Source organism: Pseudomonas sp. NPDC087185 (assembly GCF_044744955.1).
Classification (GTDB): domain Bacteria; phylum Pseudomonadota; class Gammaproteobacteria; order Pseudomonadales; family Pseudomonadaceae; genus Aquipseudomonas.
In genome coordinates, this window is the sequence record NZ_JBIUZK010000010.1 from 80,874 (window position 1) to 107,560 (window position 26,687).

A 26,687-nucleotide genomic window follows, 5' to 3' on the forward strand; every position below is an offset into this window, starting at 1 on the left:
CTAGCCATCACTCCAACGGCAGATACAACCGGTGAACGCATGTTTCATCACCTTCGTTGACGCAAAATGTTACGACGGATTCTGCTGAAGGTCATATAACACCCATCATGCCAGCCCAAACACGGCTAATGGACTGCCCCTAGCGGTCATGCATAACGACCTCTGAGGGCATGGGCTACCCACTCCATCGTCTGTAAAAGAGAAGCTTCGCCATCCATTTCACCATGAATCAAATACGCTGACTGCGACTTACCCTCAAGCTTCCGCCCGTTTGATGTGGGATAACGCAGGGTTGATTCATCCTCAGTTAAGTCGTCCCTCTGGAATACTCCAACCACCGCCTAGCGCCACCATCAACCCTATGCGCGCCTCAAGCTGCCGTGTTTGCAGCTCCTGCAACTTCTGCTTCTCCTGCAACTCATCGATCTGCGCCGTCAGCACATCCAGCAAGCTCACTGCCCCTTGCCGATAGCTCTCAAGGGCAATCTGCTCGGCACGCCCCGACGCCTGCGCCGCCCGCCCCACATCACCCGCCTCCTGCGCCAGGTCACGCACCTGCGCCAGTCTGTCCTCGACCTCGCGCACGGCCAGAAGCACCTTGCCGTGGTACTCGGCCGCCGCTGCCTCGAATTCGGCCTTGGCCCGGCGCTCGTCAGCCGAGCGTCGTCCACCGTCGAACAGCGGCAGCTGCAGCACCGGGCCAATCGCCCAGTAGCGGTTGGCCGCCGCCAGCAGATTGCCGGTGCCCTGGGTCTGCCCGCCGAGTATGCCGGTCAGGCTGAAGTCCGGGTACCAGGCGGCCCGCGCCACACCAATATTGGCGTTGGCGGCAAACACCCGGCGCTCGGCCGCGGCGACGTCCGGGCGCTGCAATAGCAGCTTGCCGGGCAGGTCGGTCGGCACCTCTGGCGCAGTGACCGGTGTCGGGTCCGGCGCCAACGAGAAATCACCGGGCAATGCGCCTACCAGCTCGGCCAGCGCATGCTGTGCCAGGGTGCGCTGGGCAACCACATCGTCCCGCGCCGCCTTTGCCTCCGACAGCCTGGCCGCCGCCCGGTCCAGGTCCAGCTCGGAGGCGATGTTGCCCTCGAAGCGCTGCTGGATCAGTGCCAGCAGCTGGGCACGGTGGTTAACCGCGCTGTCGAGCAACTGCCGCTGGGCATCCAGGCCGCGGGCCCGCACGTACAGCACCGCCAGCTGCCGTTGCAGGCTCAGCCGCGCGCCGGCCAGCTCATCCGCCGAGGCCTGCGCCGTGGCATCGCCGGCCGCGACTTGGTTGCGCAGCTTGCCCCACAGGTCAAGGTCGAAACTCAGGCTCAGGCCGGCGGTATCGCTGTTGTAGATCGACGGCTGGGTATCGCCGCGCAAGGGTCGGCGGTCGGACTGGCGCTGGCGCAGCGGCGTGGCACTGGCGCTGGCCTGCGGCCACAACCTGCCGTGCAGGCCCTGGGCATAGGCCGCCGCCGCATCGTTGTGGGCCACGGCGGCGGCGAGGTTCGGGTTCGAGGCCAACAGCCGTGCCTGGAGTGCATCGAGACGCTTGTCGGCAAACAATGTCCACCACTGCGCGGGCAAATGCCCTTTGCCATCGATCATTTGCCAGTCGCCGACCCGCTCGCCGTAATGGGCGGGCAAGTCCACCACAGGCGCCTGGTAATGCGGCGCCAGCGAGCAGCCTTGCAACACCAGGCACAGCGCCAGCCCGGCGTGCTTAAACCGAGGGCGCATGGGCACCTCCCTGGGTCACGCTGCGTACCGCGTCGTTGTCACGCAAGGCGTCGGGCGGGTTGTCCACCACCTGGTCTTTCAGGCCCAGGCCACGGTCGACGACCAGCGTGCTACCCAGGTCCTGGGCGATGTGGATACTGCGCAGGTGCGCGCGGCTCTGGGCGTCGAGCACCGCCACCTGCGGCCCCTGGGCGCGGAAGATCAGCGCGCTGGACGGGATGCTCACCGCCGTGGCATCGCTGCGCAGGGTGATGCTGGCGCTGGCGTAGTCGCCTGGCAGCAAGGCGCCGTTGGCGTTCTCCACCGCGTACTGGGCCAGCAGCGTGCCCGAGCCCTGGTCGACTGCCGTGGAGGTGCCCATCAACGCCGCCATGTAGTGTTCCCCAGGGCGCTCCGGCACCGACAACTGCACCTGCATACCGGGCAAAATCCGGCTGGCGTAGTTCTGCGGCACCGGCACATAGAGGCGCAGGCGGCGGGTGTCGGCGATGTCGAACAGCGAGGTGGCGTTGTCGCTGTCGGCCTTGATCAGCTGGCCGATCTGCGCGTGGCGGGCAGTGATGGTGCCGGTGAACGGGGCACGGATGACCTTGTACGCGGCCAGGTCCTTGAGCCGCGCGTAGTTGGCTTGCGCCGCCTCGGCATCGGCACTGGCCACGGCTGCCGCGGCGACTTTCTCGTCGACTTCCTGGCGCGACACCGAGTGGCTGGCGAACAGGTGCTGCCAGCGCGCGGCGGTGCTCTGCGCCAGCGACGCGCTGGCCTGGTACTGGGCCAGGGTGGCCTTAGCCTGGGCCAGTTGCTGGTCGAGCTCAGGGCTGTCGATCTCCGCCAGCGGTTGGCCGGCCTTGACCGGGGTGCCGATGTCCGCCTGCCAGCTCTTCAGGTAACCGCTGACCCGGGCGTTGACCCCGGCCATGTTCCAGGCCTGCAGGTGAGCGGGCAGGCTCAGGGTTTCGCCAGCCGCGTTCTTCGACGGGGTGAAGGTCACCACGGCAGGCAGAGCCCGGCTTTCGGTCCAGGCCTGCACAGCAGCGGCCTGGTGCTGGCGGCCATACACCCCCAGCGCGACGACCAGGGCCGCCAGGCCCAGGCCGGCGCCCCCCATGAGCTTCAGGCGCCGACGATCAGCTACGGAACGGCTAGGCATGCAGGTTTTCTCCAACGACAGCGTGAGGGGTTGAGCGGCGGTGGGCCAGGCTGAACACGACGGGGACGAACAACAAGGTGGCGCAGGTGGCGACGATCAAGCCGCCGATCACCGCACGGCCCAGGGGGGCGTTCTGCTCCTGCGACAGGGCCAGCGGCAGCATGCCGATGATCATCGCCAGGGCCGTCATCAGCACCGGCCGGAAGCGGGTGAAGCCGGCCTCCATGGCGGCCTTCATGGCATCGCCATGCTCGGCCAGGCGCTCGCGGCAGAAGCTGACCACCAACACCGAATTGGCGGTGGCCACGCCCATGCACAGGATCGCCCCGGTGAGCGCCGGCACCGACAGCGTGGTGCCGGTGACGAACAGCATCCAGACGATGCCGGCCAGCGCGGCGGGCAGCGCGGTGATGATCACGAACGGGTCGACCCAGGACTGGAAGTTGACCACGATCAGCAGGTAGATAAGCACCACCGCGCCCAGCAGGCCGAGGCCCAGGCCGTGGAAGGCTTCGTGCAGCGCGGTGATCTGCCCGTGCAGGCTCACGGTCGCGCCTTTCGGGCGCAATTGCGCGGTGTCGTCGATGACGTGCTGGATGTCCGCCGCGATGCCGCCCAGGTCACGGCCCTGGACGTTGGCGTACAGGTCCAGGGTCGGAGTGATGTTGTAGTGGCTGACCACGTCGGCGGTGTCGGTGCGCGCCAGGCTGGCGATACCGCCGAGCACGGTGGTGTGGCCGTTGCTGCCGGTGATCGGCAGCGCCTCCAGCTGGGCAATGCTGCTCATGCGGTACTGCGGCGTCGAGCCGACCACCGAATAGGACACGCCGTTGGCCGGGTTCAGCCAGTAGGTCGGCGCGGTCTGCGAGGTGCCGGCCAGCGAGGCGCCGAGGCTGGTAGTGACGTCACGCTCGGTGATGCCCAGTTCGGCGGCGCGCTTGCGGTCGACGTTGACCTCCAGCGACGGGTAGCTTTCCGACTGCTGCAGGCGCAGGTCGGCGATGCCGGGAATGTGCTGCAGGCGGCGCATCAGCTCGGCAGCATAGGCGCGGTTGGCGGCATCATTGGGGCCGGAGACCTTCACGTCCAGCGGTGCCGGTGAGCCGAAGTTGAGGATCTGGCTGCTGATGTCCGCGGGCAGGAAGGCGAAGGTGGTGCCGGGGAAGCTGTCCGGCAGCACCTCGCGCAGGCGCTTCACGTAATCGGCGGTCGGACCGTGGCCGGGTTTGAGCGAGACCTGGATGTCGCCATCCTGCGGGCCTACCGTGCCACTGCTGTTGTAGGCCATGTCGATGCCGCTGATGGGCAGGCCGATGTTGTCGATGATCGACTCCACCTCATCGGCCGCCAACACCTCGCGGATGCGGCTTTCGATCCGGTCGAAGGCCGCCGCGCTCTCTTCAATGCGAGTGCCCAACGGCAGGCGAACATGCAGGGCCATGGCCCCGGCGTCGGTCTCGGGGAAGAAGTCCTCGCCCAGGGTCGGCAGCAGCGCGAAGCTGGCCAGCACGCAAGCAAGAAAGCCCAGCAGGAAGCGCTTGCGCTTGGCCAGGGCCAGTTCCAGCAGGCCCTGATAGCCATCGCGCAGGCGCGAGAAGCCCGCCTCGAAACCGGCCTGCAGGCGCACCAGCGGGTTGGCCGACTTGTCGCCTTCGTGGTGGTTGAGGTACGCGTCCTCCGGATGCGGCCCCTCGCCCTGCTCCACCCGGTGCGGCTTGAGCAGGAACATGGCCAGGGTCGGCACCAAAGTGCGCGACAGAATAAAAGAGCTTCCCATGGCGAACATCACTGCCAATGCCATGGGCCGGAACAGATATCCGGCGATGCCCTGAAGCATGAACATCGGAACAAATACAACGCAGATGCACAACAGCGCCACGAACGCGGGGCCGACGATCTGCTGGGCGCCATCGAGGATCGCCTGCCTGACCGCCTTGCCTTGTTCGAGGTGCCAGTTGATGTTTTCGATAGTCACCGTCGCATCGTCCACCAGGATGCCCACCGCCAGTGCCAAGCCCCCCAGGGTCATCACGTTGAGGGTCTGCCCGCTGACCGCCAGCAAGGCGATCGCCGACAGCACCGCCAGCGGGATCGAGGCGGCGATGATCAGCGTCGAACGCCAGCTGCCGAGGAACAGCAGGATCATGGCACTGGTCAGCAGTGCGGCGATGATGCCCTCGCGGGCGACGCTGCCGACCGATTCCTTGACCACGGTCGAGGCGTCGCCGAGCAGCGAGATCTTGAGTTCCGGTGGCAGGGTTTCGTTGATGCGCGGCAGCATGCCGCGGATTCCGTCGACGATCGACAGGGTCGAGTTGTTGCCGTTCTTCAACGCGGGCATCAGCACCGCGCGGCGGCCGTCGACACGCACGATGTTGGTCTGTGGCGGCGCGCCGTCACGCACATGGGCCACTTGGCCGATGGTGATCTGTGCACCGTCGACGACCTTGACCGGCAGGTCGTTGAGTTGATCGATGGCGCTGGGACTGTTGTTCAACAGCACCGTGAATTCGTTGCGGCCGATCTTCGCCGTGCCCACCGGAATAATCTGGTTCTGCGCGGCCAAGGCATTGGCCACGTCCTCGGCCGATAGGCCTTTGGCGGCCAGGGCCTGGGGGTCGAGGTCGAGGGTGATCTGGCGCTGCTTGCCGCCCATGGGGGTTGGCATCGACAGGCCGGGCACGGCGGTAAGCGGCAGGCGAATGCTGTTCTGCACCAGGTCGCGGATGCGCGCCTCGGACAAGGTGGGGCTGGAAAACGCCATCTGCAGAATGGGCACGGTCGAGGCGCTGTAGTTGAGGATCAGCGGCGGCGTGATGCCGGCCGGCATCTGCTTGAGCACCGTTTGCGACACGGCGGTGACCTGGGCATTGGCGGTGCGAATATCGACGCTGGGCTGGAAGAAGATCTTGACGATGCCCATGCCTGGCAACGACTGCGACTCGATGTGTTCGATGTCGTTGACCGTGGTGCTCAAGGCCCGTTCGTAGGTGTAGATGACTCGGCCCGACATGGCATCCGGCGCCAGCCCTGCGTATTGCCAGACCACGGCAATCACCGGTATGCCGATATCCGGAAACACATCACTTGGCGTGCGTACCGCCGCCAATGGGCCGACGATGCAAACCACGATCGCGAGCACCAGAAAAGTGTAGGGTTTGTGAAGTGCCGTTTTTACCAGCGCGAGCATGCTGTGCCCCTGAAAGTTAAACCGTGCGCAGTCTTCCACGGGCTTACTAGGGGATAGGTTAAACCTCCATTAAAGTATTTTAAGAAAAAGCATCTAGCGTCTTCATTTGCAGCCAAGCGGGTTGCTGGCATCCTATGCGAATCATTCACAGGTGCAAACAGAGGTGTTTTATGCGGGCTAATATGAGCACTAAATGGAAGTTTATGTTACCGCTTCTCGGACTACTCGGAGTGCTTAGCGGCTGCGCCGGACCAATGCCAAAAGCCAGTTCTGACGCGGCCTGGGTAAGCCTGAAAGAGGAACCAACAACCACCTTGATGGCGGAAAGTCTGGACGGCAAGCGGCTCAACGACGGGCGCTACTTCGAGGTACCCACAGGAAAACATACGTTAGGTGCGACGCTGTTCGTCGAAGGGGATGGTGACAGTAACGGATCTACATGCAACGCTAACATCAGCTACAACGATTTCAAACCAGGAAGACGCTATATATTAGATGAAAGCAGTCTCGGCCACTCATATACACTGAACCTTTACAACGCAAACGAGAAGCTGCTAGCGCATGTAGACAACATCACCTGCCCACTGGGATAAAAATTCAGAACCCTTCTTAATTAGCCGCCACAATAATAATAAAAGGGGGCGACCCCCGAACCTCCAGCTCAACGAAGCTCAGACTATTGCCACTATCCGCATCACAAAAACTAAAACCTTAAATTCAGACCTCAATGCTCCAGAAGCTACGAACGACATCATTGTGCCTTTCATCTGGCTGTGAATGGCGGCTCAAAATCTTCTCATTCTCCCTGCGGCTGAGTCTAGGCCAGACAAATTCAGCCGGCGGTGTCGCCGATCCGGATGCAGAGCTTCACCAAGCAATTTCCAGCCCATGCTCAGCGTTGTGATGAGTTGATCGCAATTGCCACTCACAGCCACTGACACTCAGCAGCAGCAGCAGCAGCGAACCGCAACCCAGCTTGATCAGAAATTCCACCCCAAACAGATGCGGCTGGTAGCTCCATGATCGGGCAACCGGAACATGACAAATCGCGGTGGGGTAAAAAGTGGGGTAAAAACGCCAAGGGACAAGAATGCCTCAGCCATAAAAGAATCCAGTCACCGCTAAGTGACTGGATTCTTTGGAGTTATTTGGTCGGGACGGAGTGATTCGAACACTCGACCCCTTGCACCCCATGCAAAAGCCATAGAGTCGATAGCGGTCCGTCGTGACCGGCAGCTATCGACCCAAAGCAGCCCGTCGAACTAAGCAACGCCCCAAGCTTTCTGTTATTAAAAATCGGTGATGTACGTGCCTACGATGCTCTGGGCAAATCCACTGCCAAAGGCTTGAGCGGGAGTTGCAAAGCCTGCGTGACGCTCACCGCTCAGTACCCGTCGCGCAGCCTCCACTGCGGACAACGGCGTGTACGTGTAGCCATTGACCGTGTCGATCACGGAGCGAGCAATTGATCCATCTGCTCCCACCACCTCTACCACTGCCTGCGCTCGATGAGCATTTCGCTCTTCAGCGCTGGGCCCATCAGGCAGCTGAGACAGGTCACCTTCGGGAAATGCATCGCCTGATACATGAACGAACATCGCGATATTCGCGATGCCAGTCGAATGCCAGCCGGTTACCAAGTCTCCAAACGACAAAGGTGCACAGAGTACCGGCCCCTCCCCGAAATCAAAATGACGCGGCGTTGCATCAGGCGTTGCAACGAGTTCGCCATCGACCCTGGTGAGTACACCTGCCCCGATGATTTCGCTGGCGCTCATGGCCGACCCTCGGGACATCGAGCCAGGCACTTGAAGCGCGATGCTGAGTGCAAGCGGATTTTTGACACGTTTGGCGACTTGCACTGCGAGGGAGTCAGTGGGCACGACGTCCCAACCGACGCCAGGCATCAGCATGACTGAATGGGAAGCCGCCTCAGTGCCAAGCCTCTCGGCCAATCGGTACACGTTGATTTCTGCGGTGATGTCCAGGTAGTGCACACCTGCTTTCATGCAAGCACGCATCAAGGCTTCAGCCGTATGCGCGAATGGCCCTGCGAAGTTGAGCAGTACCGAAATGCCCGATAAAGACGCTTCGGCGTGCGCGTCGGCTTTGAACACCCGAAAAGGTACGCCCAGCTGACTAGCGAGTGACGTCAGGCGCGAACCGTCGCGCCCGGCAATTTCAACATTCAGCCCGAGCGCTTTTGCTCGCTCTGCCGCCATGCGGCCGGTGTAACCCGTGGCGCCGTAGATCAGAAGCTTTTTCATTGTGCGTGCTGCCATTTCTTGTAAACGAATTCGAGACTGTACCCGTCCGGATCTCGCACATTGGCAGCGTAGTAATCAGGGTCGTAGTGTAAACGGGCACCCGGCGCGCCGTTGTCGATGGCGCCATTACGCATGGCCGCAGCATAGGCCGCGTCCACTTCAGCCTTGTTGCGGGCGACGAAGCCGACATGCGCGGCGCCTCCCTCGACGATGCCTTTGCGTAGCCAGAAAAACATCCGACCGTTGGCACCATAACCCTTGAGATCGGGATGCCCAGGTGGCCCGTCTTTACCGTCATAATTCAGCCGCGCCGTTATGCCAAGTGGCGTCAGGACTGCGTCATAGAAGCGGATGGAACGTTCGATATCGCTTACTGAAAGGAAAATGTGGTCAAGCATTGAAACGCTCCTGTGCTCAGATGTTGTAACCGCCGGCGACTTCAATGTTCTGGGCGTTGATCCAGACGCCCTCGGCGGACAGCAGAGTACCGATGACGCGCGCCACATCCTCGGGTTCGCCCACCCGCCCCAACGCCGTCTGGGACGACAGCAACGCCTCGAACTCATCGTTCAAACCACCGCCCAGCTCAGTGCGGATGGCACCCGGGGAAACCGAGTTGGCACGAATACGGCGCTCACCGAACTCCTTGGCCATATAACGGGTGAGCACTTCAAGCCCCCCTTTGAAGGATGCGTAGGGCGCAACACCCGCCGTTGCCACGCGCGTGGTGGCACTGGTGAGGTTGACGATGCAAGCGTTCGCTTCCAGCAACGGCAACAAGGTTTGGGTAAGAAAGAACGGGCCTTTCAAGTGCACGCCGAGCAGCGCGTCAAACTGGTTCTCAGTGACCGATTCCAGCGGTTTGAAAAGGCCGTGCCCCGCATTGTTCACAAGCCCGCCAAGCCCGCTCACGCCCCAGTTTTCTTGCAGCACCTCGATGACGGCCTCGCGAAAGCTGACAAAGCTACCGACATCCGCGACATCCAATTCCAGTGCAACTGCTTTGCCACCAACGTGTTCAATGTCAGCGACTACCTGCCGTGCGGCATCCGAGCTGCGCTTGTAGGTAAGAATGACACCCATGCCGCGCCGGGCCAGATGTTGTGCGGTACTGGCGCCGATGCCCCGGCTGCCTCCCGTTATGACGATAACGCCCATGTGCTACTCCGCTGATGATCAACTGAGCCCCCACAGTAATCACATCGCAGATTGCCGACGCTCCCATTGCTGCCTAGATCCTGCCTGTTTCTGCTTTTTGCTTGCACGGCGTCGCCCGCTGCCGTCAGCATGCCAGCCATGACCACTCCAATTGATGAACTCCGCACCCTGGCCGCCAGAGCCGAAAACCGCCGCACCGAGACGGGCATCCCGCGTGTAGCCATGGTTCAGGGCAAAATCCCGGAGCACATGCTGGCTGCTGTCTACGACCCCATGATCAACCTGATCCTGCAAGGGAGTAAGTCGATGACCGTGGGTGATCGCACCCTGCGCTACGACCCGGAGACTTACTTTGTCATGTCCGTCGACCTGCCCGCAGTGGGCACGGTGCACGCCGCTGAGTCAGGTGCCCCCTACCTGGCGGTGAGCTTGACGCTCGACCCGGTGGTATTGACGACCTTGCTCGCCGACCTGCCAACGCCAACCGGGCAGTATGAACACCACCTAGGGTTTTCGGTAGCAGCCGTCACGCCAGAGCTGATGGACGCCTGGGTACGTATGCTGCGCCTGATGGAAAAGCCTGAAGAGATAGCGGCCCTTGCCCCCGTCTATGAACGCGAGATTTTGTACCGCGTATTGCAAGGCCCGCATGGCTGTATGTTGCGGGAGATAGCCGCGCCGGATACGGCCCTGGCCAGGGTAAGCCAGGCTATTCAGTTCATACGCCGTGACTTTGCGCAGGCGATCAGAGTTGAAGAGCTTGCGCAGCGGGCGGCCATGAGTGTTTCGGCGTTCCACCGGCACTTCAAAGCTGTCACCAACCTGAGCCCGTTGCAGTACCAAAAGCGCGTGCGCTTGCTTCAGGCCCGCACCCTCATGGTGGCCAATGCCAAAAGTGTGATGGGGGCGGCGTTCGAGGTTGGGTATGAGAGCCCCACGCAATTCAGCCGGGACTACGTGCGCCTGTTCGGCTTACCTCCGGCCAAGGACGCGGCACGCATCGTGGAAGTGAGCAGGTCTCAAGGTCATTGAGCAGTGGTGGATCAGGTTGATCAGCAGCTCTCACAAAAAGTGCTCGCCGTGACCGTCTGCATTGGGTCGAAAGTTGCCATTCGCGACAGAGCAGTTATCGACCCGTCGCGGCGATCTTTGCACCTAGCCCATAGAAGTCAGAAGGCTCACAAGCTCTTCAAAATTATCAGGGCTAATAGCGGTGCAAGGAGCATTTCCGCGCAGCTTTGCATGAGGATTGGTCAGCATGCGGTAGACATCCCAAGCTCCCATTGCAGGCAGTGTTTCGAATACCGCAAGCACCAGCTTGAGCTTCAACGGATCAAGCTGCCAATCCGGAATACGTTGACCCCGATTTCCAAGACAGACTGAGAGCAACCTCCGAGCCTTGATATCCCGGTGCGTGTGAAAGCTGTGCGTCAACCCATGCTTTCGGGTAGCCGATCTCGTTGAGGGCCGTTGAGATGGTAGCTCGCATGCCGTGCCCGGTGAGTCTGTCAGCAAAGCCCATACGCCGCAGCGCACTGTTCAAAGTGTTCTCGCTGATGCGCTTGCTCAAGTCGCTTCGATGGGCAAGCAAATGCCGCTGCGCGGGCACTACACGATCAAGCAGTAGACTCACCACTTCAATCGCCTGGACTGACAACGGAACGATGTATGGCGGCACCTTGGAGGCGCTACTACGGCTCTTGCGCATTTTGAGCTGTAACTGCTTAACCACCTCTGGCGGAATGACCCACAGCCGACGCTCCAAGTCGAATTGATCAGGCGTTGCCAAGCGCAGCTCACCGGTACGCACACCAGTGAGCAGCAGCAGCCAAATCCCCAAAAGGGTCTGCTGACCGCCGTGATAAGTACGGAGTTTACCTAGAAGCGGGGGCAGCTCAGCCATACGCAGGAAAGGATTATGCTCCACTGGAGGCTTCGGCATCGCCACAACGTCCAGATCGGCCGCGGGGTTATGCTCAAGGCCAGCGATCCGCACCAGCGCATAACGAAACAGTTGATTCAGCCAGGTCCGGCACTTTTCCGCCGTGGTATATGCACCGCGAGACTCGATACGATCCAGCACCTCCATGAGCTCATGTCGGGTGATGTCATGGATGGAGCGATCGCCGATGTGGGGCAGAATATCTTTGGCGAAGATGCGCAGCATCTGTGACAGCGTGCTCTGCCGCCCTTCTTTGAGACTCAAGCGGCGGAAGGCGATCCACTGATTGAACACGGCCTCAAAGGCATGGTCACTGGCGAGGCGGACTGCCTGGCGCTGCTGCTTGCGCTGCTCACACGGATTAGTGCCTTGAGCAATGAAAGCTCTTGCTTCATCTCGCCGTGCACGCGCATCGCGAAGGCCAACCTGCGGGTAGCTGCCAAACGACATGCGCTTCTGCCGACCGGCCCAGTAGTAGCGGAAGTGCCAGATCTTGCCGCCCTGCGCCGTGACATTGAGGAACAAGCCGTCACTGTCTGCGAGCGTGTAGTCCTTACCGGTGACCCGAGCGTGCCGGATCGCCATTTCCGAGAGTGCCATGGTGACCTCCTGAAACTGTCAGAGGCCAAATGCTCGTCTCGTGTGCCACCTAGCTCTACCGGAAAAGCGAATCGGGCGTTTTCCAATTCTGGACTCAATTCTGGACTTAAAATGTCCGGATACTGCCGGTTTTCAGTGGTTTCCGCTGGAACGAAAAAAGGGCCCTAAGGCCCTTTTTTCAACGACTTACAGACTTCCGTGGAACTCTGTAGATCTATAACTGGAGCGGGAAACGAGACTCGAACTCGCGACCCCGACCTTGGCAAGGTCGTGCTCTACCAACTGAGCTATTCCCGCGTCGTGATGGGTGCCATTCTAACGATATCTAAAACGGCGTCAACCCCTTGATTCAAAAAAGTTTTATTTTTGCTCCGAACCTTCGCGCAGGTGTGGCCAGGCGGCCAGCAGGTAATGCGCCATGGACCACAGCGTAAGGCCTGCGGCGATCAGCAGCAGGAAGTAGCCGAGAATCACCCAGAAGGTCATCGCCGGTGGGTTGGCCAGCAGGATGACCAGCGCCAGCATCTGCGCCGCGGTTTTCCACTTGCCCAGGTTCGACACCGCCACGTGCGCCCTCGCCCCCAGTTCGGCCATCCACTCGCGCAGCGCCGAAACGACGATTTCGCGGCCGATGATCACGGCGGCCGGCAGGGTCAGCCAGAAGTTGGCGTGCACCTGCACCAGCAGCACCAAGGCCACGGCGACCATCAGCTTGTCGGCCACAGGGTCGAGGAATGCGCCGAACGGCGTGCTCTGCTGCAGGCGACGCGCCAAGTAGCCGTCCAGCCAGTCGGTGGCGGCGGCGATGGCGAACACCGTGCTGGCGGCCATGTAGCTCCAGTGATAGGGCACATAGAACAGCAGGATGAAGATCGGGATGAGCAGGACGCGTAGAACGGTGAGCAGGTTTGGAATATTCATCGGTACGACTGGCTGCGGGTTGAGCACGGCATTCTACTCGCTATGCAGGCTGGCATAAATCGACTCGGCAAGCTTTTTACTGATGCCGGGGGCTTTTGCGATTTCGTCGATACTGGCGCGGTTGAGCTCCTGCAGGCCGCCGAAATGTTTCAGCAGGTCGCGGCGGCGCTTGGGCCCTACCCCGGCAACGTCTTCCAGGCTCGACACACGCCGGGCCTTGCCGCGGCGAGCGCGGTGGCCGGTGATGGCGAAACGGTGGGCCTCGTCGCGGATCTGCTGGATCAGGTGCAGCGCCGGGTTGTCGCCCTTGAGGGTGAACTCGTGGGCCACATCATTGAGGTACAGGGTCTCGAAACCGGCCTTGCGGGTCACGCCCTTGGCCACGCCGAGCAGGGTCAGGTCGGTGAAGGCCAGCTCCTGCATCACGTCGCGGGCCATGTTCAGCTGGCCCTTGCCGCCGTCCACCAGCAGCACGTCGGGCAACTTGCCCTCGCCGTCCTTGATGCGCCCGTAACGGCGCATCAGGGCCTGGTGCATGGCGGCGTAGTCGTCGCCAGCGGTCACGCCTTCGATGTTGAAGCGGCGGTAATCGGACTTCAGCGGGCCTTCCGGGCCGAACACCACGCAGCTGGCCACCGTGGCTTCACCGCTGGAGTGGCTGATGTCGTAGCACTCCAGGCGCTGCGGCACTTCGTCCAGGCCCAGCACCTCGGCCAGCGCCTCGAAACGCGCGGCCATGTGCTGGCGGTTGGCCAGGCGGGCGTTGAGTGCCTGTTCGGCGTTGGTGACCGCCAGCTGCTGCCAGCGGGCGCGGGTACCACGCACCCGGTGGCTGATGGTCAGCTCGCGGCCGCGCAGGGTGTGCAGCGCCTCGCTGATGGCGGTGAAGTCATCGTGCACCACGTTGACGATCAACTCGCCGGGCAGTTCGCGCTCGGCGTTGCCCAGGTAATACTGGGACAAGAAAGCCGCCATGACTTCGGCCACCTCCTCCTCGATGCCCACCTGCGGGAAGAAGTTCTTGCTGCCCAGCACCCGCCCACCGCGCACGCTGATCAGGTGCACGCAGGCGCCACCGGGGTTGACGAAGGCGGCGACCACATCGACATCGCCAGAGCCGCCTTCCATGTACTGCTGGTCCTGGACCCGGCGCAACAGGGCAATCTGGTCACGTAGCTCGGCGGCCCTCTCGAAGTTCAGGGCCATGGCGGCCTTTTCCATCTCGGCATTCAGCTCGTTGCCCAGCTGCTGGCTGCGGCCTTCGAGGAACATCACCGAGTGGCGCACGTCCTCGGCGTATTCCTCGGCGGCGACCAGGTCGACGCACGGCCCCTTGCAGCGCTTGATCTGGTACTGCAGGCAGGGACGGGTGCGGTTGGCGTAGTAGCTGTCCTCGCATTGGCGCACCGAGAAGGCTTTCTGCAGCAGGCTGAGGCTTTCGCGGATGGCGCCGGCGCTAGGGTACGGCCCGAAGTAACGGCCCTTGGCTTTTTTCGCACCACGGTGGATACCCAAGCGTGGGAATTGGCCATCAGACAAAAATACATACGGGTAGGATTTATCGTCGCGCAACAGGATGTTGTACGGCGGCCGCCACTGCTTGATCAGGTTCTGCTCAAGCAGCAGGGCCTCGGTCTCGTTGGCGGTGATGGTGGTTTCAACCTGGGCGATCCGCCCAACCAGCGCGGCGGTTTTCGGCGCCAGGCCAGTCTTGCGAAAATAGCTGGCCAAACGCTTCTTGAGGTTCTTGGCCTTGCCCACGTAGAGCAGCCGAGCCTCGGCGTCGAACATCCGGTAGACGCCCGGGCGACCGCTGCAGGTCGCCAGGAACGCGCTGGCATCAAAGACTTGGGGCATGAGGTTTACAGGCTTGCGTCGACCATACCGTGGCGAACGGCCAGCAAGGTCAGTTCGACGTCGCTGGTGACCGAGAGTTTTTCGAAGATCCGATAACGGTAAGTATTGACGGTCTTGGGCGACAGGCACAACTTGTCGGAGATGATCTGCACCTTCTGGCACCCGACAATCATCAAGGCTATCTGGATTTCCCGCTCCGACAACGCATCGAACGGGGAGCCCTGCGGCTGGAACGACTTGAGTGCCAGCTGCTGGGCGATCTGCGGGCTGATGTAACGCTGCCCGGCAAATGCCAGGCGGATGGCCTGGACCATTTCGTCCAGGCCCGCGCCCTTGGTCAGGTACCCGGCTGCACCGGCCTGCATCAGCCGTGTGGGGAACGGGTCTTCTTCGCACACGGTAACCGCCACCACTTTGGTGTCGGGGTGGCTGCGCAACAGTTTGCGGGTGGCCTCCAGGCCGCCGATACCGGGCATCTTCACGTCCATCAGCACGACATCCGGCTTCAGCTCTCGGGCCAGCTTGAGCGCCGACTCACCCGAATCCGCCTCACCCACCACCTGCAGGCCGTCAATGTCGGCCAGCATGCGTGTGATACCGGTTCGTACCAGATCGTGGTCGTCGACCACTAGGACCCTAATCAAGCAGACACCTCGTCAACAGGGCGATTGGATCCCGCCACCTTAACAAAATTTTTCAAGACGGACCTAACGTAAAACTTCCGTGAGAAACGTCTGACGCTGATGGCGCGGCGGCCACGACGCCTCGCGGCTCCCCCCTTCGCCCACCAGGCGCCCCAACAAGTGCCACAAAGCCGCCTGGTCGGCCGCTGACAAGCGCCGAAAAGCGCCCAGCAAACCGGTTTCATCGGCCGTCAGGCTGTTCAGCGGCGCAGGCGTGCGCACACCGCTGAGCACATAGAGTGCATCCACACCCCTGGCCGCCAAGGCCGCCAGGTAATCGAGCCGGGGCGTGCGTTCGCCACTTTCGTACTTGCCCTGGGCATTGGGTTCGACGCCGCCGATATCACCGAACACCCGCTGGGTCATGCCCAGCCGTTCACGCTCTTCCCTAAGACGCGGACCGACCTCGTTCATATGACGTTGCTCCTTCTTCCCTAATCGTCATCGGATATTGCCCACGACCCTGTGAGCACTTGCAGACTCCGCAGTCACTATGCCCATCGCACGCCCTCGTCGCAAGCCAGCATTGCGCCACCATTGCTCTCTAGAGGCCCTGAATTTCAAGGATAATTGCCCGCTTGCACTACAACTACTGGCAACTATTGCCGCTGAAAAAACGCGACACCCCTTAACGTTGTGAGGTGTGAAGAGGGATAAACGCCACCCACTTGGCGCCATTTTATCGACCCTTCAAGGCAAATCATTTTTTTGACGCCCAACTATTATCAAACTTTAACTCATTGATTTTTATAGGTTTTTAAACTTTAACAGGTTGATTTCAAGTTATTTTCAAAATAACAAATAGCAACGCTTGCAATAAAAATAAGAACGCACTTAGGCTATAAGAAGACCACTAAGAAACAGCCTGTAACGCCACTTCTGAGCGCGGCTTAGTTCTGCGCGTCTGCCACTCGACAACTTCTTGAACTGTGTATCTCGGCCGGCTTCGCCGCGCCTGGGGAGAGGGATCTATGAACATCAGTATCTTCGGACTTGGCTATGTAGGCGCTGTCTGTGCGGGTTGCCTGTCGGCCCGCGGTCACCATGTGCTGGGGGTGGACATCTCCCCGGCAAAGATCGACCTGATCAACCAGGGCAAGTCGCCCATCGTCGAACCGGGCCTCGAACAGCTGCTGCTCGACGGCGTGCGCCACGGCCGCCTGCGCGGCACCACCGATGTGCAGGCGGCGATCCTCGCCACCGACCTGTCGCTGCTGTGCGTGGGCACACCCAGCAAGAAGAACGGCGACCTGGACCTGGTGTACATGGAAGCGGTATGCCGCGAAATCGGCACTGCCCTGCGTGACAAGGGCAGCCGCCACACCGTGGTGGTGCGCAGCACCGTGCTGCCCGGCACGGTGAACAACGTGGTGATTCCCATCCTGGAGCAATGCTCGGGCAAGAAGGCCGGCGTCGACTTCGGCGTGGCGGTCAACCCGGAGTTCCTGCGCGAAAGCACGGCGATACAGGATTACGACTTCCCGGCCATGACCGTGATCGGCGAGCTGGACGCCCAGTCGGGCGACCTGCTCGAGTCGCTGTACAACGGCCTCGACGCCCCGGTGATCCGCAAGTCGATCGAAGTCGCCGAAATGATCAAGTACACCTGCAATGTCTGGCACGCCACCAAGGTCAGTTTCGCCAACGAGATCGGTAACATCGCCAAGGCCTCGGGCGTGGATGGCCGCGAAGTCATGGATGTGGTGTGCCAGGACTTCAAGCTCAACCTGTCGCGCTACTACCTGCGCCCGGGCTTTGCCTTTGGCGGTTCGTGCCTGCCCAAGGATGTGCGCGCCCTCACCTACCGTGCCAGCCAACTGGACGTCGAACACCCGTTGCTGGCGTCGATCATGGCCAGTAACCGCAACCAGGTGCAGAACGCGTTCGACCTCATCGAGCGCCAGGACAAGCGCAAGATCGCCCTGCTCGGCCTGGCCTTCAAGGCCGGCAGCGACGACCTGCGCGAAAGCCCGCTGGTGGAGCTGGCGGAGCGCCTGATCGGCAAGGGTTACGACCTGCGCATCTATGACGCCAACGTCGAGTACGCCCGGGTCTTCGGGGCCAACCGCGAATACATCGAAGCGAAGATCCCGCATGTCTCGTCGTTGCTGCACAACGACCTGGCCCAGGTGATCGACGACGCCGATGTGATCGTGCTGGGCAACAGCGACGAGCGCTTTGCCAACGCCCTGGCGGCCGGCAACGGCAAACAGGTGATCGACCTGGTCGGTTTCATGTCCGGCGTCAGCGATTCCAGTACCCAAGGTATCTGCTGGTAAACCCGCCGCGGCACCCGCACTGCACTGCAGCACTCGCCGCAGGCCCTGGCCTGTGTGGCGTGGCACGCGGGTGCGCAACACAGGAGTCAAGGTTCATGGATCGACAGCAACCGCCACCCGGCTACTTGCGCGCAGGCGCCAGCTTCTTCGCCTGGGCATGCCTGGCCGGGCTGATCGCACTGGCGTCGGAGATGGTCGCGCCGCAGTATCTGGACCCCAACCACCACCTGTTCATCTTCATCATCGGCACCCTGGGCATGTGGCGCTATGGCAATGCCATCGTCCACTACCTACGCGGCATGTACTTCCTGCACTGGGCGTTCCCGCGCCTGCGCCGCCAGGTCGAACGCCTGGGCGATGCGGCCTTGCCGTCGCACCTGTTCATGGTAGTGACCAGTTTCCGCATCCCTACCCTCACCACGTTCAAGGTGTACCAGTCGGTGTTCCAGGAGGTGCAGCGGCTGAACGTACCGTGCACGGTGATCGCCTCGATCGTCGAAAAGGGCGACGAGACCTTCATCAAGGACATCATGCGCAACGAGGTGCAGGCACGCGACGACATCAAGCTGGTGATCGTCCGCGCCCGCGGCACCGGCAAGCGTGATGGCCTGGCCCACGCCTTCCGCGCGCTGTCGCGGCAGATGCCGGCAGAGGACGCGGTGGTCGGCGTGGTCGATGGCGACACCATGATGCTGCCTGGCTGCGTCGAGCGCGCGGTCAAGCTGTTTGCCGTGCTGCCGGATGTCGGCGGCCTGACCACCAACGAATTCTGCGAGGTCGAAGGCAGCCGCTGGATGCGCCAGTGGCACTCGATGCGCTTCGTCCAGCGGCACATCAACATGTGCTCGATGGCGCTGTCGCACCGGGTGCTGACCCTGACTGGGCGGCTGTCGTTCTTCCGCGCCAGCGTGATGACCGACCCAGCGTTCATCCGCGATGTCGAGGCGGACTTCCTCGAACACTGGCGCCTGGGCCGCTTCCAGTTCCTGACCGGCGACGACAAGTCGAGCTGGCTGAGCCTGATGCGCGCCGGCTGGGACACCTTCTACGTGCCCGACAGCCATACGCTGACAGTCGAGCACCCGCCCAGCGACAGCTTCTGGGTCGCCACCCGCCAGCTGATGTTCCGCTGGTACGGCAACTCGCTGCGGCAGAACTTCCGCGCCACCGCCCTGCTCGGCCGCGCCCGCCTGGGGCTTTTCACCTTGTATGTGCTGCTGGACCAGCGCGTGTCGATGTGGACCTGCCTGATGGGCCTGACTGCGTCGGTGGTGGCAGGCCTGGTGTTCGGCATCCAGTACCTGCTGGTGTACCTGTTCTGGGTGCTGATCTCGCGCAGCCTGGTGACCGTGCTGTTCGTCTTCGCGGGCCACCCGGTCAGCCCGATGTACCCCTTCGTTCTTTATTACAACCAGATCGTCGGTTCGCTGATGAAGGTCTACGCGATGTTCCACATGGACCAGCAGAGCTGGACGCGGCAGAAGACCACCCTGGCCACCGGTAGCGTCGACTTCGACGCCACCCTCAACCGCTGGTCCTCGAAGGCGATGCTGTGCGCGTCGATCGCCATCTTCTTCGGGGTCATCACCGTTCTCTTGGAACTCACGCAACGTTAAAGGAAAGGCGCCTGCACATGAGTAGCACGAACATTCCCGCGGCCCCGGGCAAGACAGCGGCCAATATCGTCCACGAGGCGATCGACGAGCGCCAGTACGTGCGCACCCGCATGAACGCCCGCGTGCGCCTGGCCAGCGCCGGGCAACCGGCGTTCGAAGCCGCCCTGCAGGATATCTCGCTGGGTGGCCTGGGCCTGCTGCACGAGGCGCCCCTGAAGGTCGGCGCGCTGTACGACGCCTCGATCCGCCTGCGGTTGAACCAGGTCGACCTGAGCATCGACAGCAAGATCCGCATCGTCTCGCAGCGCGGCAGCGAAGTGGGCGCACAGTTCGTCGACCTCGATGCGCAGAAGCGCGACATCCTGCGCTACCTGATCAGCGCCTACATGTCTGGCGAGATTGCCGACATCAACGGCCTGTTCAACGTCATGCAGCGCGAAAACTACATCAAGGAGCGCAAGCACAAGTACGCCAGCGCGCGCACCCCCGGTGCGCGCCTGAAGGCACTGGCCGGCACCTTGCTGTACAGCGCTGCCGGGGTCGCCGCGCTGGCATTCGTCGGCTACAAGGGCTACCTGCTGTTCTTCCGTATCCCCGCCGTGCAGGCCCAAGTGGCGACCAATGCCCAGGTCATCAGCATGCCCGACAATGGCTACGTGAAGTACCTGCTGCCTGCCGACGCTACCGAGGTAAAAGCCGGCCAGCCGTTGGCCAGCATCTCCACGCAACTGGCAACGAGCTTTACCAGCCCCGCCGACATGAAGGCAGTAGCTGATCTCTCGCCGGGCGACCTGCAGACTTTGCTTGGCCGCGCCACCATCGAGACGGTGATCAACAGCCCGTGCGACTGCCAGGTGTATCACCCGGCCCAGCGCCTGGACGGTTACGGCTACAAGGACGCGCCGCTGATGCACCTGCTGCCCAAGGACCAGGGCCTGTTCGTGCGTGCCAACGTGCCGTTCGACAAACTCGCCGATGTGAGCCGGGTGCGCGCGGTGGACATGCAGGTGTTCGGCCTCGACCAGCACTTCAGCGGCAAGGTGGTCGACGCCCGCGTCGATGAGGTCAATCGCAACCTGGCACTCACCCTCCAGCCGGACAGCCCGCTGCCCGCTTCGGCCTACCAGAAAGCCGTGGCGGTCGACCTGTACCTGGGCCTGCCGTTCGGCGCTTCGCGCTGAGCCGCCGAGGACGATGACACCATGACCGTGAACACGCCTTCCCGCCTGTTGCTGGCGGGCCTTGCCCTGGCCTGCGCTGGCGCGGCCAGTGCCGGGCAGAGCCTGGAGCAGATCCGCTACGCGCTGTACAAGGACCCGAGTGCCGAGGTCAGCGCCGACCTACGCCAACTGGCCGCACGCGGCGACCTGGCCAGCACCCTGCTGCTCGGCGATGTGCTGGCCGGGCGCGACGACGCCAGCCGTACGCAAGTACTTGCGTTGTACCGGCAGGCCTTTGCCGACGGCCACGGCCTGGTGCCAGCCCTGGCCTCGATGGCGCGCCTGATCGACCGCACGCCGAGCTTGCGCGAGGCGCAGCGGCCATGGGTGGCCCAGGCGCTGACGCGCTACCCGGCCAACCTCGACCCGCGCAACACCAGTACCACGCTGGAAGTATTCTTGGTCTACCCCGAGCTGGTCGATGTGCCGCAAGCCGCGCAGCTGCTGGCCCTGTACGAGCGTGCCTGCCTGCTCAACTGCCGCCCCGAGCTGTACCGCGCGGTGCTGGCCGAGCGCCAGGGCGACCGCGCCGGTGCCGAGCGCTGGTACCGCCAGGCCGTACGCGTCGATGTGCGCGCCATCGACCGTTATTACGCGTTCCTCGGCGAGCAGCAGGACCGGCTGTTTCCGGCCTTCGCCGACCAGCTCGAGCCTGAGCGTACGCAGTTGCCGGAGGACATCGTCCACCGTATCGCGGCGCTGCTCGACAGCATCACCAGCGTGCAGCGCGCCGAACAGGAAGCCGACCGCTACGAAAGCCAGGCCGGCGTTGGCGAAAAGCTGCCGCCAACGCCGGCGCAGCTGGCCCGCGAGAAAGCCCAGGCCGACGCCCTCGACCAGGCCACCGCGCAGGTCCAGCGCTGGCGCGACGCGGCCGTGGCGCGCGGCTTCGTGCCGGCCATGGTGTCCAAGGCCAACTACATGATGTCCAACCCGACCGAGCACAACGCTGAAGAAACCCAGGTGCTGATCGACCAGGTGCGCGAACGCGAACCGACCCGAGCCAAGGCCCTGCAGGCGCAGTTCTACATGGTCAACAACTGGCTGACCCTCGACCCGGACAAGGCGCGCGCGCTGATCGACGCGCTGCGCGCCAGTGGCTACCCGGGCGCCGGCCTGCTACTCGCCGAGTACTACAGCAAAGGCGTTGCCGACCAGCCCGACCAGGAAAAGGCCCTGGCGCTGTTCCAGGCCGAGGCCGAGCAAGGCTCCACCGCCGCCTGGTACCGCATGGCCACCCTCCACGCCTATGGCCGCGCGCTGTGCCACGACCCGGTCAAGGCCTATACCTACGCCCGCGTCGCCCTCGACCTGGGCGAACGGGGGGCGCGCAGCCTGCTCAAGCGCCTGGAAAGGACTTTGCCGAAGGATGACATCGAGCGCGCCCTGGCCGCTCGCAACGGATTGTTGAAGGAGGCCACCCTGTGAAAGCCCATCACCCCCTGTTCGGCGCCCTGCTCGCCCTGGCCCCGTTGCCGGCAGCCCTGGCCACCGAGGAAATCACCGGCCCCGAGGCGGACAGCAACGAACCGGTGCGCGTCGCCATCGATGGCAGCGAGCCGGTGATTACCTCGGAATTCTTCAACAAGCTCACCGTGCAGACTGGCTACGGCCCCGAGGACTCCCAGGTCGGCAGCGACCGCGAGTCGTTCTACAGCCTGCGCTACGAACCGTCGTTCGCCTGGTACTCGCCGGAAAAACGCTGGGCCAAGTGGATGGTCTACGGGCGGCTGTGGCTGAACTACGATTCCAGCCAGTCGAGCAACCTGACCAACGAGGCCAGCAACGGCAGCGAACGCGAGCAGCCTGAAGGGTGGTACGCCGAGCTGCGCGAGCTGTACGTCAAGCGCAACCTGATCGGCGACGACCCACGGTTTTCGGCCTCGCTGGGGCGCCAGCGCTTCTACGACGACTACGGCATCTGGTGGGACGACAGCCTGGAATCGGTGCGTTTCAACTATCAGGACACCTTCTCCGAGGCGTTCTTCGCCGTCGGCCAGAAGTTCCACAACTACAACACCGACGTCAACACGTTGGCCGACAGCGAAGCACGCACCACCTACCTGATGGGCCAGTACGCTTACCGCTGGAGCCAGAACAACCAGGCCGGCGTGCGCCTGATGCACGAGAACGACCACAGCGGCCACGACGCCGACGACCGCTACGACTTCAAGGGCCTGCGCTACGGGCTGTTCTTCAAGGGCGACAACCTGGCCTACCCAGTGCTCAGCGACTACCACCTGGAGCTGGCGGCGCTGGACGGCAAGATGGACAACACCGACAGCGATGGCCTGACAAGCACCGGCCACAGCAGCAAAGGCTGGGCGGCGCTGGGCGAACTCGGCAAGCGCTTCGACAGCCTGCCGTGGGCCCCGCGCGTGGCCCTGCGCGGCGGCCTGACCGACACGCCCAGCGACGAGAACGACGGCTTTCGCCTGAACGCCATCCAGTCCGACCGCATCACCCGCAGCGGCGCGTACAGCACCCGGCTGACCAGTTCGTTCGTCGCCCTCGACCTGCGCAACTTGAGCTACTACGGCTTCGCCCTGGAAACACGCCCGACCCCGCGCAGTGCCCTGGACTTGCGCGTGACCCAACTCAACCTGCGCGACGCCGACGGCACCTTGCCGATCCGCATGAACGGCGACCAGCGCGCCGAACGCAACCGCGCCATCGCCCAGGGCAGCAACGGCAGCGGCCGCAATGTCGGGCAGATGCTCGACCTCAATTACTACTGGAAGATGTTTCCCGTGGCGCTCGATGGCAAGCACCTGGATGTCAACGCGCTGGTCAGCGCCAGTTACCTCAATGCCGGCAGCGCATTGGCAACCGGCGACGACTACCAGCTGAGCGTCGGCGTGGTGATCAGTTACTAAGGAAGGGACGTGCCATGATCTTCGCCTCCAATGTGTTCCTGTTCCTCTACCTGCCGCTGTTCCTGGCCGTGTACTTCCTGGCCAAGGCGCAGTGGCGCTCGCTGGTGATCGTCGCTGCCAGCTACATCTTCTATGCCTGGTGGCGGCCAGATTTTCTGCTGCTGTTCGTCGGTATCACCTACTGGAACTACTGGTTCGGCCTGCGCATCAAGGCGCGCCTGGACGCCGGCGACAAACGCTGGGCCCTGCGCCTGCTGTGGCTCGGCATAGCCGGCAACCTGTCGACCCTGGGCTACTTCAAGTACGCCAATTTCGGCGCCGAAGTGCTGGCCATGCTGTTGGCGCCGCTGGGCATCAACACCTGGACCCTGGAGAACATCTTCCTGCCGCTGGGCATTTCGTTCTACGTGTTCCATGCCCTGAGCTACATCGTCGACATCTACCGCAAGGATGCCACGCCCACCCGCAGCTTCATCGATTTCGCCGCCTTCGTCGCGCTGTTCCCGCACCTGGTGGCCGGGCCGATCCTGCGCTACAGCCAGCTGGCGCCGCAGCTGCGCGAGCGCACCCATTCGCTGGAGCTGTTTTCGCTGGGCGTGTGCCGCTTCATGCTTGGCTTCATCATGAAGGTGCTGATCGCCGACCGCCTGGCACCGATCAACGGGCTGTTCGTCAGCGAAGGTGCGCTGCAGTTCAGCGATGCCTGGTTCGGCCTGGTGGTCTCGACCCTGCAGCTGTACTTCGACTTCGCCGGCTACAGCCACATGGCGCTGGGCCTGGCATTGATGATGGGCTTTCGCTTCCCGGAAAACTTCAACCAGCCCTATGTGTCGCAGAGCATCACCGAGTTCTGGGCGCGCTGGCACATGACCTTGGCGCATTTCTTGCGCGACTACGTGTACATGCCGCTGGTGCGCAAGCGCGTGGCCGGCGCGCTGCCCGCGCTGATCTGGACCATGCTGCTGTCGGGCCTGTGGCACGGGGCGAGCTTCGCCTTCATCTGCTGGGGGCTGTTCTTTGGCATCGGCATGGTCATCGAGCGCAAGTTCAACCTGGCGACCAAGGTCACCACGCCCTACCACCTGGGCCGCAACCTGCGCACGGGCTTGCTGATCGTGCTGAGCATGCCGCTGTTCTTCACCATGGACCTGCGCCACAGCCTCGACATCTACCAGGCGCTGCTGGGTGTGAACGGCTTCGGCTCGCTGGAGCTGTACGTGCTCGGCGCCTCGAAGATGGCCATGGCCTTCGCCCTGGTGGCGCTGGCCTGGCTGGTGCTGGCCGGGGTCAACAACGTGCGTTTCTACGCCGGCAACAAGGAAGGCTATTTCATGCGCCATGTCGGCGCGCTGCACAGCGTGCTGCTGTGGGGTGGTTTCTTGCTGGCGCTGAGCAGCCTGGCGGCCAATTCCTTTTCGCCCTTCCTGTATTTCCAGTTCTAGGAGACGGCCATGTACCCGGTGATGAATTCGGCCAGCAAGGCCAATGGCATTCTCTTCGCGCTGGTGCTGGCGGCGATGTTCATCTATTCGCTGCCGCCCGTGTTCAACTTTGCCCGCACCCAGACCGACAGCTGGAACCTGTTCGTCGACGGCAAGCTGCTGCGCACGTTCGAGCAGGCCTATGACAAACGCCTCTTCCTGCGCGACCCGTCGGTGACGCTGTGGGCCGATGCCCAGTTCCACCTGTTCGGCGAAGGTACCAAGGGCGTAGTGCTGGGCAAGGACGGCTGGCTCTATACCAACCAGGAATACCGCGTGCCCAACGACCTTGACGCAAACCTCGCCAGCCAGCTGGAGCAGATTGGCAAGGTCCGCGCGCAACTGGCCGAGCATGGCAAGCAGCTGGTGATCCTGCCGTTGCCGATGAAGCTGGATGTGTATGCCACGCATGCCGAGCACCGTTTCGACCCACGTGTGAGCAGCCTCTACGACCGCTTTGTCGGCGAACTGCAAAGCCGCCAGCTGGACGTGGTGCCGCTGCGGGGTGCGTTCATGGCCAACCTCGACGGGCCGCAGCTGTTCCTCACGTCCGACACCCACTGGAGCCCCGAAGGCGCGCGGCTGTCGGCGTACGAGCTGGCGCGCCAACGCCCGCAATTGCTGGGCGACCAGGTGTATGTGTCGCACAAGGCCGGCGAGAAGAACATCAAGGGCGACCTGATGAACTACCTGCAGTTCGACCACGCGCGCCTGGCGCCACAGTTCGGCCCCAACACGATCGCCCTTTACGAAACCCTGAAGGCCGAGCAAGGCAGTGACGACCTGTTCGCCGAAGAGGACCAGCGCCTGCTACTGGTCGGCACCAGCTACAGCAAGATCGACGACTGGAACTTCGTCGGTTTCCTCAAGGAAGCCCTCAACCGCGACCTGCTGAGCATCGCCGTCGAGGCGCGCGGCCCGTTCGAGGCGATGAACCAATTCCTGGCCAGCGACCAGCTGGCCAACACGCAGATCGACACCGTGGTCTGGGAATTCCCCCTGCGCACCCTGCTCGCCCACCGCCCCGGCTCGCTTAGCCGAAGCGCTACACCCCAGCATTTCTGACAAATCATGGAGAACCTGATGAAACTCTCGCACCTGTTCACCGCCATGGCCCTGGCCACGGCCAGCCACACGGCCCTGGCCGCCGAAGGCAACGCCGACCTGTATGACGCCGTCGCCCCAGCCGACTCAGCGTTCGTGCGCGTGCTCAACCTGTCCGCCAGCAACATCGAGGTGACGCTCAGCGGCAAGGTCAACCCGCAACGGGTCGCCGCCGGCCAGCTCAGCGGCTACCGCTTCACCCCCGCCGGTGCCCACAAGATTGCCGTTGGCGGCAAGGCCATCGAACCGCAGCTCAAGGCCAATGCCGCCAGCACCGTGGTCTACGACGGCAAGCAGCTGACGCTGATCAGCGACAAGTACGTCAATGAGCCGAAAAAGGCCCAGATTGCCTTCTACAACCTGACCCCGAACCCGACTGCGCTGAAAACCGCCGACGGCAAGCACGAGGTCGTCGCGGCCCTGGGCAACGGCCAGACCGGCACGCGCATGGTCAACGAGATCAAGCTCGATTTTGCCGCGTATGCGCAGGACACCAAGGTCGCCAGCTTCGACGAGCAGTTCCTCAAGAAGGGCCGTTCCTACAGCTATGTGCTGCTGCCGGGCAACCGCAGCATGACCCTGGCCAACAGCATCGACCCCACCGAGTGACGCCCC

20 protein-coding genes, 2 tRNA genes and 1 pseudogene are annotated in these 26,687 nt (G+C 62.8%); 10 read left to right on the top strand and 13 right to left on the bottom strand.

Annotated elements, in window-relative coordinates; genetic code table 11:
- Positions 1–303: 303 nt before the first annotated feature.
- The 3 genes from ACIPIJ_RS26885 to ACIPIJ_RS26895 are packed head-to-tail and all read right to left on the bottom strand — an operon-like array spanning position 304 to position 6,068.
- A complete protein-coding gene (locus tag ACIPIJ_RS26885) occupies positions 304–1,728 on the bottom strand; it encodes an efflux transporter outer membrane subunit (protein ID WP_401082745.1) in 1,425 nt (474 codons plus the stop codon).
- A complete protein-coding gene (locus tag ACIPIJ_RS26890; RefSeq protein WP_401082748.1) occupies positions 1,712–2,878 on the bottom strand; it encodes an efflux RND transporter periplasmic adaptor subunit in 1,167 nt (388 codons plus the stop codon). The genes ACIPIJ_RS26885 and ACIPIJ_RS26890 overlap by 17 nt, the downstream gene beginning before the upstream one ends.
- A complete protein-coding gene (locus tag ACIPIJ_RS26895) occupies positions 2,871–6,068 on the bottom strand; it encodes an efflux RND transporter permease subunit (protein WP_401082751.1) in 3,198 nt (1,065 codons plus the stop codon). The genes ACIPIJ_RS26890 and ACIPIJ_RS26895 overlap by 8 nt, the downstream gene beginning before the upstream one ends.
- A 203-nt stretch (positions 6,069–6,271) precedes the next feature.
- Here ACIPIJ_RS26895 and ACIPIJ_RS26900 point away from each other — a divergent pair, with 203 nt between their 5' ends.
- Positions 6,272–6,661, top strand: a complete 390-nt coding sequence (locus ACIPIJ_RS26900) for a hypothetical protein (RefSeq protein ID WP_401082754.1) — start codon at positions 6,272–6,274, stop codon at positions 6,659–6,661.
- Positions 6,662–7,217: 556 nt separating this feature from the next.
- Here the strand turns inward: ACIPIJ_RS26900 and ACIPIJ_RS26905 are convergent.
- The 4 genes from ACIPIJ_RS26905 to ACIPIJ_RS26920 all read right to left on the bottom strand — a co-directional run bounded on the left by ACIPIJ_RS26905 (position 7,218) and on the right by ACIPIJ_RS26920 (position 9,493).
- A tRNA-Pro gene (locus ACIPIJ_RS26905) sits at positions 7,218–7,345 on the bottom strand.
- Between the two features lie 12 nt (positions 7,346–7,357).
- Positions 7,358–8,335 (bottom strand): saccharopine dehydrogenase family protein, encoded by a 978-nt coding sequence (locus ACIPIJ_RS26910; protein WP_401082757.1) that lies wholly within the window; start codon positions 8,333–8,335, stop codon positions 7,358–7,360.
- A complete protein-coding gene (locus tag ACIPIJ_RS26915) occupies positions 8,332–8,733 on the bottom strand; it encodes a VOC family protein (RefSeq protein ID WP_401082759.1) in 402 nt (133 codons plus the stop codon). The genes ACIPIJ_RS26910 and ACIPIJ_RS26915 overlap by 4 nt, the downstream gene beginning before the upstream one ends.
- Before the next feature lie 16 nt (positions 8,734–8,749).
- Entirely contained in the window at positions 8,750–9,493 is a 744-nt protein-coding gene (locus tag ACIPIJ_RS26920) for an SDR family NAD(P)-dependent oxidoreductase (protein ID WP_401082762.1), read from the bottom strand.
- Between the two features lie 138 nt (positions 9,494–9,631).
- On the opposite strand from ACIPIJ_RS26920, the gene ACIPIJ_RS26925 reads away from it, so the two are divergent.
- A complete protein-coding gene (locus ACIPIJ_RS26925; RefSeq protein WP_401082765.1) occupies positions 9,632–10,525 on the top strand; it encodes an AraC family transcriptional regulator N-terminal domain-containing protein in 894 nt (297 codons plus the stop codon).
- A 382-nt stretch (positions 10,526–10,907) separates the two neighbouring features.
- Here the strand turns inward: ACIPIJ_RS26925 and ACIPIJ_RS26930 are convergent.
- The 6 genes and pseudogenes from ACIPIJ_RS26930 to ACIPIJ_RS26955 form a co-directional block, all read right to left on the bottom strand.
- Positions 10,908–12,035, bottom strand: a pseudogene (locus ACIPIJ_RS26930) (tyrosine-type recombinase/integrase); the annotation flags it as partial.
- Between the two features lie 221 nt (positions 12,036–12,256).
- Positions 12,257–12,332, bottom strand: a tRNA-Gly gene (locus ACIPIJ_RS26935).
- Positions 12,333–12,395: 63 nt separating this feature from the next.
- On the bottom strand, positions 12,396–12,956 hold the full coding sequence (pgsA, locus tag ACIPIJ_RS26940; RefSeq protein WP_401082768.1) for a CDP-diacylglycerol--glycerol-3-phosphate 3-phosphatidyltransferase: 561 nt from the start codon (positions 12,954–12,956) through the stop codon (positions 12,396–12,398).
- A gap of 33 nt (positions 12,957–12,989) precedes the next feature.
- On the bottom strand, positions 12,990–14,813 hold the full coding sequence (gene uvrC / locus ACIPIJ_RS26945) for an excinuclease ABC subunit UvrC (protein ID WP_401082771.1): 1,824 nt from the start codon (positions 14,811–14,813) through the stop codon (positions 12,990–12,992).
- 5 nt (positions 14,814–14,818) lie between these two features.
- Positions 14,819–15,457, bottom strand: coding sequence for a UvrY/SirA/GacA family response regulator transcription factor (gene uvrY / locus ACIPIJ_RS26950; protein WP_008098041.1), 639 nt, complete (start codon positions 15,455–15,457; stop codon positions 14,819–14,821).
- Between the two features lie 63 nt (positions 15,458–15,520).
- Entirely contained in the window at positions 15,521–15,910 is a 390-nt protein-coding gene (locus ACIPIJ_RS26955) for a helix-turn-helix domain-containing protein (RefSeq protein WP_401082774.1), read from the bottom strand.
- Between the two features lie 557 nt (positions 15,911–16,467).
- Between ACIPIJ_RS26955 and ACIPIJ_RS26960 the strand changes: the two genes are divergently transcribed.
- The 8 genes from ACIPIJ_RS26960 (at position 16,468) to ACIPIJ_RS26995 (ending at position 26,681) form a co-directional block, all read left to right on the top strand.
- Positions 16,468–17,775 (top strand): nucleotide sugar dehydrogenase, encoded by a 1,308-nt coding sequence (locus ACIPIJ_RS26960; RefSeq protein ID WP_401082777.1) that lies wholly within the window; start codon positions 16,468–16,470, stop codon positions 17,773–17,775.
- 95 nt (positions 17,776–17,870) lie between these two features.
- On the top strand, positions 17,871–19,391 hold the full coding sequence (locus ACIPIJ_RS26965) for a glycosyltransferase (protein WP_401082780.1): 1,521 nt from the start codon (positions 17,871–17,873) through the stop codon (positions 19,389–19,391).
- Between the two features lie 17 nt (positions 19,392–19,408).
- Positions 19,409–20,572, top strand: coding sequence for a PilZ domain-containing protein (locus tag ACIPIJ_RS26970; RefSeq protein WP_401082783.1), 1,164 nt, complete (start codon positions 19,409–19,411; stop codon positions 20,570–20,572).
- A gap of 21 nt (positions 20,573–20,593) precedes the next feature.
- Positions 20,594–22,039 carry a tetratricopeptide repeat protein gene (locus tag ACIPIJ_RS26975; RefSeq protein WP_401082786.1) on the top strand — a complete coding sequence of 482 codons (1,446 nt, stop codon included), beginning with the start codon at positions 20,594–20,596 and terminating at the stop codon, positions 22,037–22,039.
- Positions 22,036–23,487 carry an ion channel protein AlgE gene (locus tag ACIPIJ_RS26980; RefSeq protein WP_401082789.1) on the top strand — a complete coding sequence of 484 codons (1,452 nt, stop codon included), beginning with the start codon at positions 22,036–22,038 and terminating at the stop codon, positions 23,485–23,487. The genes ACIPIJ_RS26975 and ACIPIJ_RS26980 overlap by 4 nt, the downstream gene beginning before the upstream one ends.
- A 14-nt stretch (positions 23,488–23,501) precedes the next feature.
- Positions 23,502–24,929, top strand: a complete 1,428-nt coding sequence (locus ACIPIJ_RS26985) for an MBOAT family O-acyltransferase (RefSeq protein WP_401082792.1) — start codon at positions 23,502–23,504, stop codon at positions 24,927–24,929.
- Positions 24,930–24,938: 9 nt separating this feature from the next.
- Entirely contained in the window at positions 24,939–26,033 is a 1,095-nt protein-coding gene (locus ACIPIJ_RS26990; protein WP_401082795.1) for an alginate O-acetyltransferase, read from the top strand.
- A gap of 18 nt (positions 26,034–26,051) precedes the next feature.
- Positions 26,052–26,681, top strand: coding sequence for an alginate O-acetyltransferase AlgF (locus ACIPIJ_RS26995; protein WP_401082798.1), 630 nt, complete (start codon positions 26,052–26,054; stop codon positions 26,679–26,681).
- Positions 26,682–26,687: the final 6 nt, after the last annotated feature.